Here is a 19217-nt window from a genome sequence, read left to right as displayed (position 1 = left end):
CCGGCCGGCACCGGGAAAACCTGTCGGCTTCGGCCGACGGGGCGCTTTCGTGCGCCCGCGCGGGCGGAGATGTCGGCTCCGCCCGCACCCCCACCCCTCACCGACAGAGGAACACCCCCATGCTCCCCATTTCCGCCAAGGACGTGGTCCGCTTCACCCCGCGCGTCGAACTGCTGTCTTGGCTGCGTGACCGCCTGGCTGAGGCCGCCACCGACGAACAACGCGAGGCGCTGGACCGTCAGATCGACAAGGTGCAGGGCGAAATTGATGCCGCGCCGCAGCCGGTCTATCTGCTGGCCGTTGCCAGTCATCTGCAGCGCGCGGCCTTCCGCCGCGACCTGACGGCCACTGGCGCCACTTATGCCGGCGACGCGACCCTTTACGCCGCCCTGCGCGAGGATCTGGAGGCTGTCGCCCCGGTGAACCTGCCGGAGCTGCTGACCATCGTTGACGAGGTGGAGGCTGCCGGCAAGCCGGCCGATGCCTCCCCCGAGGTCCGCGACCGTTGGCCCGGTATCACCCGCGTCGCCCGTGCGCTGGGCGGGCGCTTTGCCGCACTGGAGGGTGACCAGGAGTTCTATCTGTCGGTCGCGCCCATCGTGGCCTGCCGGCATTTCCTGCTCGGCTGGGAGAACGTTGACGCGCCCTTCACGCGCCGCGGCAACCTCACCACCGACGAGACGCTGGCCGCTCTGGAAGAGGGCGAGATGCAGGCGATCGGCTTCAAGGCGATGAACCTGATGCGCCCGACCAAGGCACTGGAAAAAAACTCCGCATCGCCGTCGCGGTCAGCCTCCAGCCCGAGGCATTCCCAGACGGCGCAGAAGCACCTGACGGCTCCGCGTGGCTCCTCTACGGAGAGCGCCACGAGCGAAACCCCCGCCTCGGCCTGACCGACGGGGATCTTGAAATGGTGCGCTACTGGCGCGCCTACCGCCCCCACCCTGGGCGGATCGGCGGCATGGCCGCCGGCATCATCCCCGCCGCCGGCCACCTGCCGGAAGCCGGCGGCTACGGCGATCAGGCCGCCATCATGCTCGACGCCTTCGAGATCATGAGCGCGGCCGAAGCGGAACTCCTTCAGCAGGAACGGTGACACCATGGCCGGACGGAACGTGACCGCTCGCTTCAGCGTGGAGGCTGATGTCGAGCAGGCGAAGCGCGACCTGGAGGGCATAACCCAGCAGGTCGACCAGCTTGGCAAGACGAAGGTCGACAATGTCCGGCAGGAACTGGAGCAGCTGACCGCCAGCACAGGCAAGCTGGCGGCCGGCTACACCGCGCTGACGCAGGAGCAACGGCAAGCCTACCAACAGCGCGAGCAGGACGCACAGTCCGTCGAGCGCCTGCGTCGCAGCTACAAGACGCTGGAAGGCGCCTTGGAGGCCGTGGACGTGCAGGTTCAGCACGGCCACCGCTCGGCTGAGGACGCTGTCCGCATCCAGGGTCTGCTGGCGCAGGCCTATGGCAGGACGAACGCCGCCATAGCCCAGAGCGCGCAGGCGTTTCAGGGGGGCGTCAACGCCACCAGGGCAGCCATCGTGGCGCAGGAGAGCGCCGCCGCCAGCACCCGGCGACTGAACGGTGTCATGCAGCAGGCGGGGTGGCAGGTCAGCGACTTCGCCAACCAAATGGCAAACGGCGGCAATGTCGCAACTGCGGCCGGCATGCAGTTGGGGCAGCTCATGGGCTCGCTCGGTCCGCTCGGGGCGGCGTTGGGCGCGGTGGTGAACGTCGGCGGTGTGCTAATCGGTGCGCTGCAGAAGGCCGGTGGGGCTGCGGTCGACACGACCACCTCATTCAACGACTACGCCAAGGCAATGGAGTTCGCCAAGAAGGCGTCGGAGGAACTGAAGACCGCCACGATCGCATCCAAAGCGGCTCTGGAGGCGGAAGGGCGCTCAGCGCTGGATGCCGCCGAGAAGCGGCTGATCAAGGCGCAGGCAGATTTGAAGGCGCTGGAAGCGTCCCTAATGCAACCGGGCCCTATGGTCGGCGATGCTTCCGGGCAAAGTGGAATAGCTGCCGCTTATCTGCTCCAGGCGAGCCGGGTCAAGGATCTCAACCTTCAGCTTGAGACCTTGCGCGGCAGCATGGGCTCCTACAACGACGGCGCCCGCGCAGTCACCTTCAGCGCCGGGCAGGCTGGCGGAGCCACCAAGAGCCTTGGAGAGGATGTGGAGAAGCTGCGCGAGAGCCTGCGCGGCCAGATTAAGGATCTTGGCGTAGAGGTCTCCACCTTCGACCAGTCGAACGCAGCCAAACTGCGGTCAAAGCTCCAGACGGAGGCGATGACCACCGCCCGCGTGGCTGATTACAAGGCGGTTGATGCCGGCACCAGGGCGCTGATTGATCAGGCGGTCGCGAAGCAAGAGCAGATCGACAAGCTGGAGGAGCAAAAGAAGGCGCAGGAAGATGCGACGAGGGCCGCTGAGCAGGCCGAAGCCGAGGCCGAGCGCCTTGCTGAGCAGCATAAGAAGGCCATCGAGCATGCCGACAAATATGTCGACCGCCTGAAGGGCGAGACCACCGCGCTTGCACAGTCGGAGCGGCAGCGCTTCATTGCCAACAAGGCAATGGAGTTCGAACTTCAGAACCGTGGGAAGCTGTCCGGCGCCGAGATGGACAGCTATTTGGCCAAGGTTCGGCAGGAGGCAGGCGCGCTTTACGATAGCACCGAAGCCCGCAAGGCCAAGGCCAAAGCGGACGAGGAGGCTACCCGCGCACTGGAGAAGTACCAGCAGGATGTGACCCGCGTCGCGACTGACATCGGCAAGGACATCTCGGAGAACCTGTGGGACCAGATCACCGGCGAAGCCAAAGCCGGTGACGCTCTGGATTTCTTCAAGAACTGGGCGAAGCGCCTTGCCGTGGAGATGCTGAACCAGAACATCGTCCTGCCGATCACCATGCAGTTGGTGGGATCCATGCCGTCCCTGTTTGGCATCCAGTCTCCCGGCTCTGCGGCCAACCAGAACGGCGGCATGGGCGGCGCGGGCAACCTGCTGTCGATGGGCAGCAAGTTCATGCCGTCGTCGTGGACCAGCGGGATCACGGGAGCGATCGACAGCTTCGGCTACAGCGCGCTCGGGATTGGGTCACAGTCCTCCCTGCTGGCGGGGCAGGCGGTGCTCGCTCCTTCTGCGGAGGTGCTGGCGTCACAGACGGCCATGCTTCAGGCGGTGAACCCTGGCCTGATGGTCGACGGTGTGGCGGTCACCGCGGCTCCAACCGTTACCGCTGGATCGTCAGCGGGTGCGGCTGGCGGCGTTGCCGCTGGCACTGGCTTGTCCGCCTACCTCGGGGCTGCCGGTGCGGGTGCGGCCGGCGGCGGTCTGGTCGGCGGCTATCTCGGTACGGCGACCAACTCGAAGGCGGTTGGTGGCATCTCTGGCGCGGTCGCCGGGGCGGGGACTGCTGCGCTCGCGTCCTACATGGGGCTTGGCGCCCTTGGCGGCCCGGTGGGGCTTGCCATCGGAGCCGTTGCCGGCGCCATCATGGGCATGATCGGCACGCAGAAGGCGACCGTCGGCAAGACGGCGTCCGCTGACGTGACGATTGCCAGCAATGGCAAGTCGGCGACCTACGGCAACATCCAAACCGACAACGATGGCGATCCTGCCGCCGGTCAGGCGTTGGGCAAGGCCCTGTCCGGCATCTACTCCATCGCGGCCATGGGCGGCGGGTCGCTGACCAAGGACTTCGGCATCGGCAGCACGGCCAAGAACGGCCTCTATGTGGCGGGCAGCGTTCCGTACAAGGAGTTCGGCGACGACATCGCCGGGCTGCTGCGCTACACGCTGCTGGAGCAGGGCGGGTTGAAGGACGGCGGGGCCAACACGCTGAAGGCTTTGCAAAACACTCAAGCGAAGGATTGGGAAGAGGCCGCCAAGGACATCGGCCTAGGAGCCTCCATCGACGCCGGCAACACGGCGCTGAAGGAGATGGTCAAGACGCTGGGCGGGGTGACGGACGCGGCCAAGAAGGCCACGACCGAGAGCTTCGCTCCGATGTTCGAGGAACTGAGCCGGGCACAAAAGCTGGGCATCGGCGACGCCTATGTTGGCCTCGCCAGTGAACAGCTGAAAGCCTACCTCGACCAACTCCGCAACCCGCCGGACTTCACCCAAGTCCAGACGGACATGGCCGCGCTGAAAGGCCAGTTCCAAGCGGCTCGTGAAGCGTACGCCCAACTCAACCCCGCGATGGTCACCTATGTGGACCAGATTGAGGCTGAGACGCGGGCGCGGATGGCCGCCAATCTGAACAAGTCCCTCGACCAGCAGATCAACGAGGCTTCTGGCCGGGGGTACGTCAACCAGATCAGCGGCTTCATGGACGCGCTGACCGCCAACGGCAAATCGCTGGCGGCGGTTGGCGAGCCGGTGACGCGGGCGCAGACCTTGTTCAACGCCCAGCTTGCCGGCCTGCTGAAGACGCTGGACGACACCCAGCGGGCCGACGTGGTTGCGACCTTCGGCGGCAGCATCTCCAATCTGTCGGAGGTGATGCAGCAGGCGGCGAACGACAACACCGCGGCGGCGCAGGCGGCATCGGACATCCGCTCGTCCTGGGCATCTATGGTGTCGTCGGCTCTGTCGGCGGCGCAGTCGGTGGCTTCTCAGTGGTCTGGCGCGGTCGACAAGATCAAGTCGGCCCGGCTGTCGCTGTCGCTGGGCGAGTATTCGGCACTGAACCCTGGGCAGCAGCTTGCCGTTGCTCAGAAGCAGTGGACCGACACGCTGGCGAAGGCGCAGGCCGGCGACGTGGCGGCGGTGGAAGCGCTGCAGGCCGCCGGTGACGCCTTCCTGAAGGCGGATCGGGTGGTGAACGCCACGGCCAACCCCAGCGCCTACAACGCCGTGCAGGCGGGCCTGTCATCGGTGGAGACGGTGGCACAGCGTCAGCTGTCGTCGGCGCAGCAGCAGGTAAGCTATCTGACCAGCATCGACAGCACGTTGAAGAGCCTGGACGCCAACACCGCCAGCCAAGCGAAAATGCTGGAGATCATCTCCAGCCCGCGAAACTGGGGCGCTGCGTCCTCCACGACGGCCAACATGCAGCTTGCCCTCAAGACGGGGTATAGCGGCGACTTCGGCGGGGGCGGCTGGCAAAACTGGATCGTCAACCAGTCCGATGAGACCAAGGCGATTGCCCGTCAGGTGCTCACGGCGGCCGGGCAGGGGTGGCGCATCAACGGCTTTGCCACCGGCACTCCCGCCGCTCCTCCGGGATGGGCGTGGGTCGGTGAGCAAGGGCCGGAGCTGATGCGGATGAAAGGCGGAGAGCCGATCATCCCGAACGCGGCGGCCCTGGACATGGCGCGGTCGTGGACGGTGGCGAACGACCGGTGGGGCGGCAATGTCGTCCCGATCCGGGCACCGCAGAGTGGCGGCGGCTCGGACGGGACGGCAGCGGCCTTCGACCGGCTGTCGGCCAAGATCGACCGCCTGATTGCGGCGGTGGAGCGAGCCGACGCCAACGCCGGCGGGCAGCGGGGCGCCATCGGTGCCGATCTGGTGGCCGTCATGCGTGAGGTTCGGGACGAGATGGCCGACGCGCCGCGCCGCACCGCCAACGCGATGGGGAAATGACTATGATGATGCGGCTCTATGAGCTGGACGCCTTCCATCAGGCGTCCGGGCACCTTCACCGTTGGTATCTGTGTGCCGGGTCGCGGGGCTATCAGTCCCGCGGCACCGACAAGCCGGCCCGCGTGACCTGGCTGCCGTTGGTCGGGCAATGGGAGAGCGTCGCGGTGGAAGCGGCTGGTGCGGGTGGTGGGTCGGCCCTCCGCACCGCCGATCTGCGGCTGATGAACGTCCGGCAAGCCGACACCCTGCCGCGCTGGGCCAACGTCTTCGACGTCACCGCCGGAACTTGGCTGCGGGCAGAATTGGGTGTGCGTCCGCTGAACGCCCTGCTGACCGACTATGTCATCCGCACCATCGTGGTGAAGGAGGTGGACGAGGCGGCGGCCTACAGCACCGCCGTCACCGTCTGGCGCGCCAAGGCCGGCATGCTCCAGCCAGACAAGACCGAGCTGCGGCTGCCGTTGTGGGACCGGCTGGCGGACTTCGACACGCCGGTCCTGCCGCCGGAAGCGGCTTATGCCGGCACCGGTGGGCTGGAAGGTCCAGCCACCTTGGCTGGGGTGACCAAGGAGCGGTGTTTCGGCTGGTGCCCCATCGTGGCGCCCACCTATCTGGGCGTGGTGGGTGGAAAGCACACCTATTCGGTCAATGGCGGCAAGCCCATCGAAGGCATCGTGCGAGGCTGGGACAAAGCGGCGCCCTACCAGCTGGTGACCGGCACGCCGTCCTCCTCTGCCAGCCCGGCGCAGTTCTCGGTCGATGTCGCCACCGGCATCATCACCATCGGCGGCGGCAAGCCGGAAGACTTCCGCGTCGAGGTGAAGGGCACCAAGACGGGCGGTGTGTGGCATCGGTATATCGGCCAGATCATTGCCCATCTCGCCACCACCCACGGCGGCATCATCGGTGCGGCCAGTGTCGTCGGCATGGACGCCACGCCGCGCACGGCTGGGCTGTTCCTGCCAGCCGGCGACACCACCACCCACCGGGCAGCCTATGACAAGCTGGTTGGCTCTGTGGCGCGCGGGCGCTGGTACATCGACCTGACCGATAGCCTGATCGTCACCCGTCTGCCGCGCGCCACCGCTGCCACGCCGCTGCGCTCCTACCGCAAGGCAGCCGGCGAGGCGGACGGGCTGCGGCCCATCGCCGGCAACAGCGACGTGCCGGCCAAGCAGGTGATCGTTCGGCATTCCGAGAACACCAGCCCAGCGGTCCAAACCGCCACCGCGGCGACGGCCGACGACACGGCGCTGTGGACAAAACAATGGCGGGAGGCGCAGTCGGCTGTGAATGCCACGGTGGCAGCCGCTTGGGGCGTGGCGGCCAAGCCCGCCTATGTCGAAACCGCCCTGACCGTCACCGCCGATGCCGCCGCGGAAGCGCCGCTGTGGCTGGCGGAGAAGGCCGATCCGCCACGCCAGTATGAGTTGCGGGTGCGTGACGGTGCCCCCGGGTTTTGGATCGGCGACGCGGTGACCGTCACCGACGACATCGCCGGCTTTGAGGCTGGGGCAACGGCGGTGATCTACGGCCGGACCAACCGCGAGCGCGGCGGCGGGGCCATCCTCTATCTGGAGCGCTGACATGGCGGACCCTCTCGGCTATGCGGCCGACCGCAACGAAGTCGCCAATCCGGCGGCAATGAACCCCTGCACCATCACCAGCAACGTGGCGTGGCTGCCGGCTGCCCCTCTCGACGCGATGAAGACCACGCCGCTGATCGACGCGGCGGTGTCCACCGTGATTGGGACGGAGGCCAACCCTGTCCAGCTGCTGTTTGCTTGGCCCAATGCCATCGACCTGACCTATGTCGGGCTAATCGACACCAACCTTGTGCAGGCCGCCCGCGGTCGGGTGGAAACCTGGATCGGCACCGACCCCTCTGTGCCTCCGGATCGCAGTGTGGAAGCGGCTGTCGTGCCGCCGCTGACCGACCCCGCCACCATGCGCTTCGGCGCGGCGAACATGTTCCGTGGCGATCTCGATCCGCGCGACTTCCGGCTGCTGCCGGCAAATCTGCACATCCCGGTGCCGCTGGCGCGGGTGCGGCGGTTGCGGCTGAGCCTGTGGGGTGCAGCCTTCCAACCAGACGGCACTCCCGACACCGGCTATCGCATCGGTCTGGCTTGGGCCGGAGACGGCATCGCCTTTGACCGCCATGTCGGCAGTTCCGGCGAGGATTACCGCAGCTATGACCAGCGCACCGAGACCGATGGCGGCGGTGTGTGGGTGGAGCCGGGGATCGGCCGGCGGGCGGCGCTGATCGACCGGCAGGTCACCGACAGAACCTTGCGCGATGAGCTTTTCAAGATGGCGGTGCGGATGGGCAAGTCGAAGCCCTGCATCTGGCTGCCGAACATCAATGACCCGGCTGCCTGCTGGCAATACGGCGGCCTGTTCCGCCGCGTGGACGATCACAGCCAGAAGTACATGGCTCCCTTCTACACCAGCGGCAGTATCGAATTGGAGGAATGGCGGGAATGACGGCTCTTGATGACGCGCTGTCGCGGCTTGTTCAGTACAATGCGAACGGTGATTACAACGCAGCGTCCAACCGTTACAGCTTCCTTGGCATTGGCGGTATGGAAGCCAATTATGTCCAGTCTCTGCGCGATGTGGCATCCGCCGCCGTCAGTGCAGGGACATTGGTCGGGCAGATCGCGGCTGCCCAGTCGACCATTGCCATGGTCTGGGATGCGGGCACAGCCGACGCCGATCCGGGGGCTGGCGAGGTGAGGGCGTCCACGGCCGCGCTGACCGCTGGCACCTATACCCTCTATATCGACACCGTGGATGCAGACGGCGTCGACGCAACCAATGTGATCGCCGGCTGGGTGGCCAGCACGTCCACGGTCAAGGGCCGGTTGCGACTGGTCAAGGTCGGGGACAGCGCTGCCTATGTTGACGTCAATGTGACCGCTGTCACTGTCGCAACCGGATATCGCAAAGTAGCGGTGTCCTATGTGTCCGGTCCTGGGGGCTTCGCCGCTGGGGATCGCGTCGCCATCGGCTTTTCCCGCACTGGCGACAAGGGCGACACCGGCAACACAGGGGCCACCGGCCCGACCCCGGTCATCGTGTCGGCCTCCACCACCAGCTTGGCGATCGGCACCGGCGCGAAGACGCTGGTCACCGCTGCCGCGCTTGGGCTTGGTGTCGGGGCCAACATCCTTGTGGCGTCGACCGCCAACGCCGCGAACTACATGTTCGGCAACATCACGGCAATCAGCGGCACCAGCGTCACCTTTAACAGCACTGTGATTGGTGGCTCTGGCACGTTGGCAAGCTGGAATGTCAGCCAGAGTGGTGTGCAAGGGCCGCAGGGCATTCAAGGCAACACGGGGGCGGCTGGCGGCATCACCGGCGGCAACGCGACCGGCGCGATCAACGAAACCGCCGTCACCCTGGCGTCTGCGGCGACGACTGACCTCGGGGCGGCCGCTGGAAATGCCGTGCGTATCACTGGCACCACGAATATTACTGCTCTTGGAACTGCTCAGGCGGGTTCTAGGCGCCATGTGACGTTCTCTGGAGTGCTTACGCTTACGCACAATGCTACGAGCCTAATCTTACCCGGCGCAGTCAATATCCTTACAGCCAATGGTGACACTGCTGAGTTTGAAAGCCTAGGGGCAGGTAACTGGCGCTGCATGGAGTACAATTACGTAACCGGTCTGTCGGTCGGCCTAGGGACGACTGCGTTTGCCTCCGGTGCTCTAACGCTCAACATGGGCGGTCGCAGCTATGCGGAGTTCGTCTATACGGCGACTGCCAATATCACCAGTGTCAGCATCATCAATTCACCGAACAACGGCACCAGCGTTGCGTTGCTGCGCCTAACGAACGGCGGAGCGTTCACCTATGCCCACCCGGCGAACACCGTGGCCGAAGGCGGAGTCACTGCAGGAATTGGTGCGCTCACAGCAAGCGGAACGGATGAACTCCTGTACCGCACGAACAGCGACAACAGCCGCATCGTTGTCAGCGTTAAGAAGGATGTAAAGGCATGATCCCGGCTCTGCTTGAAGAAGAATTTGCTGTCGGTGCAGATCAGAGGCCGTACGTCGATGACGTGTTCTCGGCATACCCTTACGTCGGCACTGGCTCTGCTCTGCCGATTGTCAACGGCATTGATCTTGCCGGCAAGGGCGGGATGGTATGGATCAAAGGGCGAAGTCAAGAGTATTCCCATACTCTGCATGATACTCTACGCGGCCGTGCTGGTTATCTAAGAACTAACGGTACAGACCCCCAAGTCGTCCCCCTGTTGTCGAGTTTCAATAGCAACGGGTTTACGATAGATCCGCCAGATTATCAAAACTACTCTGCCAATCAGAACGGTGTGACGTTCACGTCTTGGACATTTCGCCAAGCTCCGAAGTTCTTCACGCAGAAGCTGGTAACGCATACCGTAGGCGTAAACCAGACAGTCGACCTATCCGAACTTGGCACAGTTGGGTTTGTGCTGCTCAAGAACATCGATACTAATGAAGAATGGACCGCGCTACATCGCTCCCTGAGCGCCGGGAAAAAGCTTGTTATTAACAGCGTTGTAGCTGCACAAGCCACATCTGCGGCTATTTCTGCAACAAGCGTTACTGTGCCGGGCGCATTCTCATCGGGTAGATATATTATTTATGCCTGGGCGCACGATCCGTCTCCAGAGGGTTTGATCCAGTGCGGTAGTTATGTCGGAAACGGCGTTAATGGTCGGGGTGGGCCTACGGTAACGCTTGGCTGGGAACCCCAGTTTCTTATGGTTAAGTGCGCCAGCGCCACAGACACCTATACTAACTGGATGATGCTGGACAGTATGCGCGGAATGGGCACGTACGGTACAAACACGAACTATTTGTATGCCAACCAGAGTTTCAACGAGAATTATTACTCCAATGAGAGTTTTGTAGAAATCACCGCAACTAACTTTGCGCTCAACTACACCAGTTCAAGCGCTAATGCGTCGCTAAACGCTAGTGGGCAGACCTACATCTATATGGCGATCCGTCGCCCGAACAAGCCTGCGTCCCTTCTCGGGGCTTCTAAGGTGTTCACCCCGTTCAATGGAACCGGGCAACTTACTAAGCGTACCACGCCCCACACGGTTGATATGGCAATGTTTAAGCAACGGACACTCGCGAATGACTGGTCTGTGTTTTCTCGCATAACCGGTGGCCGTTACTTTTCTACGACTACCATTGCGGCCGAGACAGCCAACGCTAATGGGATGCAGCTCGATTATGCGGATGGTTTTCGCTTCCCAACTGAAGCTTATTTCGTCAACGGAGGCGCAGCCGACATTGCTTTTGCGTTAAAGCGCGCCCCTGTCTTCTTCGATCAGGTTTGCTACGACGGAAACTCTGTTGCTGGACGACAAGTTCTTCACAGTCTTGGCTCTCCACCAATAATGATGTGGATAAAGAACCGTAGTTCTGCAAGCTGGTGGACGCCCGTATACCACAGAGACATTGGAGCAGCCAAAGCCCTCTGGATTAATCAGGCGAGTGCAGCTACTGATGCGAACTACACTGGAACTGATCAGAATAATCTCTGGAGCATCGCTGCGCCGACTGCCGCGACCTTCTCAGTTGGCGGGTCAGGCGCTGTGAATGCTACCGGGAACTCGTATATGGCAGCACTCTTCGGTGAGGCCCCGGGCATTTCCAAAGCTGGAGCATTCACGCTAGGTGCAAGCACGCTCAATATCGACCTCGGCTTCACCCCGCGCTTCTTTATGTGCAAGCGCACGGACGCCGCCGGTGATTGGTACATGTGGGACAGTGCTCGTGGCATCGTCGCGGCAAATGACCCGGTCTTGTTGCTGAACAGCACTGCTGCCGAGGTGACGACAACCGATCACGTTGACCCAATCCTCAACGGCATTGCTGTAAATCCGACGCTTTCGGCTGGCACTTACATCTACTACGCCATCGCCTAACGGAGAAATACCATGCTCACCTACCGCATCCGCGATACCGCCCAAGTCATCACCCTCGGACAATTGGCCAATCTTCACCCGCTGCTGGCGTTCCCCGCCTCTGGCCCCGACGCCGACATGCTCGATCATCTAGGCTTGGACGTTGTGCATTATGCCCCGCCCCCTGAATGCCAGACGTGGGAGACTGTCGTCCCTGCCGATCCGGTGCTGACCGACAAGGGCTGGTACCAGACGGGATGGGCCGTGGTCGGCCCCAAAGGCGATGCTCTTGAAGATGCCGTGGCCGCTGATCTTGTCCGCCGCCGTGCGGCCAAAGTGGACGCCATCAACGCTGAACGGGACCGGCGCTTGGCCCTTGGCGTGACGTACAGCGGCAAGGTCTTCGCGACCGACGCTCTGACCCGCACCGATCTGGGCGGCATGGCCACTACAGCGTCCCTGGTGCTGGCGGGTGCTTTGGACTGGCCTGACAGCTATGCGCAGGGGTGGATTGCGGCCGACAACACGCGCCTGCCGCTGCCGACGCCGCAGGATGGTGTCGCCCTGGCAGCGACGGTGGCTGGGGCGTACAGCGCGACGGTGCAGTATGCCCGCGACCTGAAAGACGCTGCCCTGGTGTCAGACAATCCGGAAGGCATCGACATCATGGCCGGCTGGCCCAGCTGACACTGCGACAACACTCCAACCCCTGAGTCCGAACCGGCGCCCGCGAGGCGCCTTTTTCATGTCCGGAGGTTCGATGTCTCCCTTCCTTTGGGCGGCGCTGTCCGCCCTGCTGCTGGCCTGCGCCTTTCGCGAGCGCGGTCAGGGGCACCTCTGGCTTGGCACCACTGGAGCGCGCGTGCTCTTTTGGGCGCTGCCGGTCGGTATCGTTGTTCATGTCGTCCCAAGCGCGCCGAACTGGGAAGGCGCATGGACGGCGATACTGGCCGGTGCCATGGCCTATCTCGGCCTACTCCTGCCGCACGGCGCCGGGCAGAACCTCACCGAAGCGCCCGCCGACTATCCGGCAAGCTGGACCGCCTGCCTTCCCCTGTCCGAAAAGCTTGGCTATCTGGCAGCTGTCGGCATCGCCCGCATGGCTCTGATCGCCCTGCCGCTGATCCCATCCCATCCCCTGGCGCTCTGGCTGCCGCTGGCCGGCCTCGTCATGCCGCCGGCCTATCTGCTGGGAGGCAAGCTCCCCGCGCTGCCCTGGCGTCTCACCCGACCGACCGAATGGGGCGAGTTCCTGACTGGTGCCGGCGTCGGCCTCGCGCTCGCTGTCGTGCTGCTGATTTGAGGGGACAAGGGGCCGGAAAAGGGTGGGGCGGCGTCCACCCACTGAAGCCGCCCCAGGTCGAACCGGTTTCCTTTGACCGTCATGATCCTTGGAAAACTGAACCTTGGCCATTCGTGCATAGGGAGCAATCAAGCATGCCTACGAAGTCCGTTTGTTCTACGGCCGTCGAACTCGTGAAGCACTTCGAAGGTCTGTTTTTGACCGCCTATCTATGCCCAGCCGGTGTGCCGACGGTGGGGTATGGCCACACCGGTCCCGACGTCCACCTCGGCATGACCATCACCGAGGCGCAGGCCGAGCAGCTGCTGGCCGACGACCTGGCCGAGGCTGCCGCCATCGTCGACAAGTATGTCCGCGTCCCGCTGCCGGAGAACCCGCGCGGGGCGCTGTCCTCCTTCGTCTTCAACCTGGGTGCCGGGGCGTTCGCCTCGTCCACGCTGCTGAAATGCCTGAACCTTGGTGACACCGCCGGGGCAGGGGAGCAGTTCGGCCGGTGGACCAAGGCGAAGGTGAACGGGGTGTCGGTGGACCTGCCGGGCCTCGTTGCTCGTCGTGCGGCCGAGGAGGCGCTGTTCATCTCCGGCACCTGGGAGCTGACCAGCAGCCCGTCGCCGCAGCCGCAGGCGGTCATTGCCCCAGTCGGCACCGATGCTGACCGCATCAAGCGCATCCAGCGCATCGTCGGCGTGGTGCCTGATGGAGTCTATGGACCGCTCACCAAGGCGGCGGTGGTGAGGTGGCAGGCGCGGCACTTCCTGAAGGCCGACGGCATCGTCGGGCCGGTGACGGCCAAGGCAATGGGGCTGAAGGTCTAAGCAATTGCGCATCTATAATTTTCAGACACCGAATACATCAGGGAGTAATTATCTTTGAGAACGCCTCGAGAATACTGAGGGCACAGTTACAGAACGACCCTGATAACTGAGGCATACCGCAGTATTTTTTGTGAACCTTACGAGAACGCTGAACCGATACATTTACGCCCGCGTCATCCCGGCCGCGGGCTTTTTCATGCCCGAAAGGAGGGCGCCATGCTCGGACTACTCCCCATCCTTCTCCCCTTGCTGGGCGATGCGGTGGCTAGCCTCTTCGGCGGCAGCGACAAGCCGGCCGGGCAGGTTGCCGCCACCGTTGCCAACGCCGCGGTGTCGGTCGCCTCGCAGATCATCGGGATCCCGGTGACGGACGAGGCGTCCGCCCGGCAGGCCGCTGATGCGCTCCAGGCTGATCCGGAGAAGCTGGCCGCATTCCGGCAGGCGGTCGGCGAGCAGGTCTTGCGCGCCCTGAGCCTCGACAATGACGATCGCGCTTCGGCGCGGTCGCAGACGGTCGACCTCGCGAAGGTCGGCAGCCGCATCGCCTGGGGCGCCCCGGTGGTGTCCGTCGTGGTGCTGATCGGCTTTTTCGCCGTCATGGTCCTGCTGTTCGTCATTCCGCAGGCGGGCATGCCGGAGCGGACCTTTAACCTGCTGAACATGCTCTTCGGCGCCCTCGTGCTGGGGTTCGGTCAGGTCACCAGCTACTGGCTTGGCTCAAGCGCCGGCAGCGCGGCGAAGGACAAGCTGCTGCGCGGGAAGTGAAGACAGAAGGGCCGCCCCGAAGGACGGCCCAGCGCAGTTATCGCCAGCCTCTGCTGCTCTGCATGTGCGCCCATCCCACGCGCAGTGGGGTGGTGCACTCCTCGTCGTCATCAACGGCGACCGCCGCGAGGATGCGGGCTACGATCTCCCGATCTTCCTGGCGGATCATGATGTCATGGCCGACGGTGGTGGCTGGGGTGGAGTTCTGTTCTTTCATGGTGTGGCTCCCTTGGTTCGGAGAATGAGGCGATCTCAGTCTCTATAAGGAACCGAGTTACCGGCGGGCCGCCGTCAGAACATCCCAGTCCCAGGCCCGGCCTTCTCCACCCCACCTTCGCCCCGCATGCCGGCCCACCACCGCTTGTCGTGCTCCCGATGCCGGCCGCACCACCAGCGGACCTCTGTGGTGGAGGAGCCGAATCCAAAGCTCCCGAACAGCCCGCAGACTTGGCAGAGGTGGTGCGTCAGGTCCGGGCCTGGGGCGTCGTTGTGGTCAGGCATCGTCGCGAACCTCTGCGCTCTTTGGCGTGCTGTGGCCGGACGCCCCCGGCCCGAAGGTGATCTGGTAGCCGCTGCGCCGAAGCTGGGCGATCCAATCGCGGGCGATGATCTCGCGCATGGTCGCGTCGGCCCGGCGGTTGGTAAGGCTGCCGCTGTGCTTGGCGAGGATGACCTGCGCATTGATCAGCAGATGCTCGTCCGGTACCGGCTCCCCCTCGCGCGACCCTATGCCGGGCCGCAGCACCTCGGCGGCGCGCTGGGCAAGGTAGCGCCAGCCCTCTCGAAGCGACGGTGTGATCTTCGGCCAGGTGGCGCCGGCCTCGGACATGTGGATGGCGGTTTTCTCGATCAGCGGGTCGGGTTCATCGCGCATCTTGTTCTCCATGCGTTCATGTAAGACAGAATGCCTGGGGAAGGAATGCTGTCAAGGCGCTGTGAACAACATGAGAACGCTTCGCCCGGAGAACTGTGCCGACTCTCGTGCCTTCGCGAACCGCTTCCGTTCTCGCGCATTGCGCGCGCTGCGCCGGCTGGAAGCCTTGGAAACCCAGCGTTTCCGCGCTATTTGAAAGGACGCGGCGGCGTCCGGTTTGGGTTTGCTAAACCGTCATAGGGTTTAAAGCCCTATCGTGGGTTCGAATCCCATCCCCTCCGCCACCTTCCCACATCGTGTGGGGTAGGTGCCTGATCGCGTTGAAATTCCAAGAATATTGCCAGCCGAAAGCGCCCTGCTGTATCAAAGGGGTGTATCAATGGCTGGCAGGAAGATGCCTTACCTCTTTCGTCGTGGAAACACGTATTCGTTCCGGCGGGGGATACCCGCGCGTATCCAGCACATCATCGGCAAGGGCACCCACTTCGTGGTGGCTCTGAAAACTTCTGATCTGGCCGAGGCCAAGCGCGAATCCTTGCGCATCGCCGCCGAAGTTCAGGCCGAGTTCGACCGGGCATTTGCGCAATTGCCGGGTTCGACCACCAAGGCCGCTACTGTGGACAAGACGCTTGATATCCCAGGCGCCCTCACGGTGGTGCGAGACGCCATCAACCTGCGCGAACACCGCGATTTCGTGGCCGCTGATAGGAATCCTGATGGTGTCGCGCGCGTTGTTGATCTACGTCGCGCGTTGCTGGCGGAACCGGCGGACCCTGCCGAAGGTGATCTTGCTGCGCGCCTCTTCACCGGTCACCTGCTGGCTGGTGGTTACACCGGCGCGCCCGACAGCCCTGCCTTCAAGGTGGGGCTTGCTAAATTTCGAAAGTCTCTTGTGGAATCTCTCGGCCACGCGGCGGCGTGGGCGAACGCCGATTTCGATTATCTGCCCGAAGACGTGATCCGCCCGAAACCGGATGCCGCTCGGCCGAGCATGACCGTCACGAAGTTGGCGGCGGCGTATGCTGACGAGCGTGGAATCGGTGGGCGGCAACGGGACGAACTATTCACCCTGATCCGGTGGTTCACGGAGGTCATCGGCGGTGATCTGGACGCGGGCGATGTGACCGGCGCGCATATCTACGCCTTCAAGACCTTGTTGGCGCAGAAGCCAAGCCGGTTGCAGAAACGAGCGGACTCCAGTTTGACTCTTCCGCAGCTTATTGCCGCCTATGAGGGCAATAAAATTGCGCGTTTGACCCAAAAAACGGTGGCGAAGCACATCGGAAACCTTCACGCGGTCTTTGGCTGGGGGCGCCGGAACTGGGTCGTGAAGGAAAACGTCGTCGTTGGAATGGTCCCGCCAAAATCGAAGAAAAAAGTTGCCGCGTTGCCAGACCGGCTTCCGTTCACCAAGGACGACGTGGAGTTGATCTTCCAAGCCCCGCTCTTCACTGGTGTGAAGTCGGCGACCGACCGACACCAGCACGTGCCGGGTGATCATCTTGTTGAGGACCATCGGTTCTGGTTGCCGATCCTGGCCCTCTTCACCGGGTGCCGACTGGAGGAAATGGGGCAGGCTGACGCTGCCGATGTGAAGCAGGACGAGGGTATCTGGTATTTCAACGTCACCACCTTGCTCGACGACGAGGACTATGCCGATGACGGCAAATTGAAGGGGCTGAAAACCGGAACGTCAACGCGCGTTGTTCCGCTTCACCCTCAATTGATCGAGTTGGGATTCCTCGAATATGTTGCTTCGGCCAAAGGTGGGAAACTATTTCCGCTATTGAAACCCGACCGCTACGGTTGTCGGACGGCCAGCTACTCGAAACGATTCGGGCGGTGGTTGAATCGATTGGGCATTACGTCGGACCTCAAGGTGTTTCACTCCTTCCGTCATCTATTCAAGGATGCATGCCGAATCGCAAAAATCCCACATGAGGTCCATCAACGATTGACCGGCCATGCCATGGCGTCCGTTGGTGACAAATACGGACTCGGCGTGCCGCTACAAGACGCAGCCGAGTATGTCGCGCAGATCAAATTCCCCACGTTCGTGCCCCCGCCAAAACGGGGGGCTGTGGCGGGGCCTGTGGACTGCCGGACGAAGCCGGTGAAAGCGGAGGGACGGCGTGTCCCGCGCGGCGCAAAGCCGATGCCCCGCCCGCGCGGGCGTTCAAGTGGGGGTGTGGCCGCATCAGGTTGACCGCCCCGAGTCACCACCGACCGGGGTGGCGAGCACACGAACATGTCGGATGGCGAGCGGAGAACCGCAACCCGACATGCCCGCGTGCATTTCCACCCGGAGCGCGGCGAAATGACGAGTTTCTGACCCGGTAGAATTCCGGCAGGATGATGGCGCTTCCACCGAGGGCAAGTCGCCATGACTACCGTCAACGCCGCCACCGCCAGCCACCCGCTGTTCTTCTCCCGGCGTTCCCTGGCCTCGCCCGCGACGGCGACACCGCAGGCGCCGACCGACGGCGCGACTGCAACCGTCACCGGCTCGGGCAGCCCGACCAACACCACCTCGGCCAAGACGATCACCGATCCGGCGCCCAACGCCTCGTCGTCGACGGCGACGGGCGGCACGACGACCGCGCACATCCCGGTCTTCTACTCGCGCACGGCGCTCAATGGCGGCATCGTCCAGCAGCTTGCCACCACGTCGTCCAGCACCGCCACCCAACCGTCGTCCAGTGCGGCGACGGCCAGCGGCGTGTCGGCGGCCAGCGCCACCAGCGCCTACCAGAAGGCCGCGACGGCGAGCAGCGTCACCCCGACCCAGACCACGCAGGCCGTCCAGGCGACGGGCGGCGGCGCCGCGACCGCGCCCACCGCGTCGGCCATCCAAACGCCGACCGACACGAGCAACGCGGCCTCCACGGCGTCCGCCGACTCCGCACAGCAGGCCAAGGCCATCACCGACGCGCTTCCCGTCACCAAGACCACCGATGGCGGCTACAAGGCCGTGCAGGTGAGCGACAGCGACGCCGCGACCCTGAGGGCGGGCGCCGTGACCTCCCCGTTCGCGGGCGATGTCTCGACCCATACGGCGACCGGCTCGGTCTACGGTCTGAACCAGAGCACCGAGCCGCCGGTGTCCACCCAGACCTTCAACTTCGCCTTCGCCAACAACGGCCGGGACGCTAACAATTTCGCGCTCGACCTGACCGGCACCGGCCTGAACGCCGACACGCTCGAAAGCAGCCTCAAGAGCGGGGCGTTGCAAATCAGCTTCTCCAAGTGGAACGGCGTCGGACAGGTCGGCGACAACGCCGCCAGCCTGTCGCTGTCCGGCAACCGCTACAGCCCGACCTCCTTCATGGACGGCGAAGCCAGCGGCACGTCCCTGAACGCGCGCACCAACATGAACGGCTCCACGATCAACGGCACCTTCGGCGGCTTCTCGGCCAAGGATGGCGTGACCATGACCATCAGCAGTTTCAACCCGGCTATCAACGTGCTGGGCGCCGCGCTGACGACCTACTGACTTCGTGACCGATTTTACCGGTAAAATAGCCCTGTAATTTGGTGGGGTATTCTGCCGGTAAAATGCGCTTCACGCCCGCCATGGCCGAGGGCTTTCCTGCTTGGCTCGCACCACTATTCCTCCTGGCGGGAGGTCCGACTCACACTTGCCGCCACTAACTATTAGATGGACGAAATAATCATTCCGCGCCGGGCGCGGCGCATGACGGCCGCTGAGATGGCGGTGGCGACCGGGAGGCAGATCGACGTGATTGCGACACTTCGGTCGGCAGCAGGGCGGGACGACGTAGCTGAGCGGCTGGAACGCTGTATGGTGGCCCGGTTGGGCCGTCGCGGCGATCCGGCGGCGGCCCGCACATGGCCTTGGCGCTGTGGGTCGGCGGGCTGCTCGTGGTGCGGCAGGACACATCAGCACCGGGCATGGCGCGCGTGCTCGCGGTGGGGCCGTGGGCTGGTG

At 64.1% G+C, this 19217-nt stretch carries 15 protein-coding genes; 13 read left to right on the top strand and 2 right to left on the bottom strand.

Features of this window, described 5'->3' with window-relative positions; translation table 11 throughout:
• The first annotated feature begins 119 nt into the window (after window positions 1-119).
• The 11 genes from M5E06_RS20905 to M5E06_RS20855 all read left to right on the top strand — a co-directional run bounded on the left by M5E06_RS20905 (window position 120) and on the right by M5E06_RS20855 (window position 14394).
• The gene (locus M5E06_RS20905) at window positions 120-893 is read left to right on the top strand and encodes a hypothetical protein (RefSeq protein WP_252139829.1); all 774 of its coding nucleotides are present in this window, start codon (window positions 120-122) and stop codon (window positions 891-893) included.
• Between the two features lie 17 nt (window positions 894-910).
• A complete protein-coding gene (locus tag M5E06_RS20900) occupies window positions 911-1096 on the top strand; it encodes a hypothetical protein (RefSeq protein ID WP_149228828.1) in 186 nt (61 codons plus the stop codon).
• A 4-nt stretch (window positions 1097-1100) separates the two neighbouring features.
• Entirely contained in the window at window positions 1101-5594 is a 4494-nt protein-coding gene (locus M5E06_RS20895) for a coiled-coil domain-containing protein (RefSeq protein ID WP_252139828.1), read from the top strand.
• Window positions 5591-7180 carry a hypothetical protein gene (locus tag M5E06_RS20890; RefSeq protein ID WP_252139827.1) on the top strand — a complete coding sequence of 530 codons (1590 nt, stop codon included), beginning with the start codon at window positions 5591-5593 and terminating at the stop codon, window positions 7178-7180. Before M5E06_RS20895 ends, M5E06_RS20890 begins: the two co-directional genes overlap by 4 nt.
• Before the next feature lies 1 nt (window position 7181).
• Window positions 7182-8081, top strand: coding sequence for a hypothetical protein (locus M5E06_RS20885; protein WP_252139826.1), 900 nt, complete (start codon window positions 7182-7184; stop codon window positions 8079-8081).
• Window positions 8078-9607, top strand: a complete 1530-nt coding sequence (locus tag M5E06_RS20880) for a hypothetical protein (protein WP_252139825.1) — start codon at window positions 8078-8080, stop codon at window positions 9605-9607. Before M5E06_RS20885 ends, M5E06_RS20880 begins: the two co-directional genes overlap by 4 nt.
• Entirely contained in the window at window positions 9604-11532 is a 1929-nt protein-coding gene (locus tag M5E06_RS20875; RefSeq protein ID WP_252139824.1) for a DUF7483 domain-containing protein, read from the top strand. Before M5E06_RS20880 ends, M5E06_RS20875 begins: the two co-directional genes overlap by 4 nt.
• Before the next feature lie 12 nt (window positions 11533-11544).
• Window positions 11545-12198: a DUF4376 domain-containing protein gene (locus tag M5E06_RS20870; protein WP_252139823.1), complete on the top strand. Its 654-nt coding sequence runs from the start codon at window positions 11545-11547 to the stop codon at window positions 12196-12198.
• A 73-nt stretch (window positions 12199-12271) separates the two neighbouring features.
• The gene (locus M5E06_RS20865; RefSeq protein WP_252139822.1) at window positions 12272-12814 is read left to right on the top strand and encodes a hypothetical protein; all 543 of its coding nucleotides are present in this window, start codon (window positions 12272-12274) and stop codon (window positions 12812-12814) included.
• Between the two features lie 134 nt (window positions 12815-12948).
• Window positions 12949-13629: a glycoside hydrolase family protein gene (locus tag M5E06_RS20860; protein WP_353654352.1), complete on the top strand. Its 681-nt coding sequence runs from the start codon at window positions 12949-12951 to the stop codon at window positions 13627-13629.
• 216 nt (window positions 13630-13845) lie between these two features.
• Entirely contained in the window at window positions 13846-14394 is a 549-nt protein-coding gene (locus M5E06_RS20855; RefSeq protein ID WP_252139821.1) for a hypothetical protein, read from the top strand.
• A gap of 37 nt (window positions 14395-14431) precedes the next feature.
• Here the strand turns inward: M5E06_RS20855 and M5E06_RS20850 are convergent, their stop codons facing one another.
• Window positions 14432-14611 (bottom strand): hypothetical protein, encoded by a 180-nt coding sequence (locus M5E06_RS20850; protein WP_252139820.1) that lies wholly within the window; start codon window positions 14609-14611, stop codon window positions 14432-14434.
• Between the two features lie 276 nt (window positions 14612-14887).
• Window positions 14888-15268, bottom strand: a complete 381-nt coding sequence (locus tag M5E06_RS20845) for a hypothetical protein (RefSeq protein ID WP_252139819.1) — start codon at window positions 15266-15268, stop codon at window positions 14888-14890.
• A gap of 379 nt (window positions 15269-15647) precedes the next feature.
• On the opposite strand from M5E06_RS20845, the gene M5E06_RS20840 reads away from it, so the two are divergent.
• Entirely contained in the window at window positions 15648-17474 is a 1827-nt protein-coding gene (locus M5E06_RS20840) for a site-specific integrase (RefSeq protein WP_252139818.1), read from the top strand.
• 177 nt (window positions 17475-17651) lie between these two features.
• Window positions 17652-18761, top strand: coding sequence for a RodZ family helix-turn-helix domain-containing protein (locus M5E06_RS20835; RefSeq protein WP_252139817.1), 1110 nt, complete (start codon window positions 17652-17654; stop codon window positions 18759-18761).
• Window positions 18762-19217: the final 456 nt, after the last annotated feature.

This window comes from Azospirillum sp. A1-3, assembly GCF_023806445.1.
Classification (GTDB): Bacteria; Pseudomonadota; Alphaproteobacteria; order Azospirillales; family Azospirillaceae; genus Azospirillum.
This window is presented reverse-complemented; position numbering and strand designations above follow the sequence as displayed.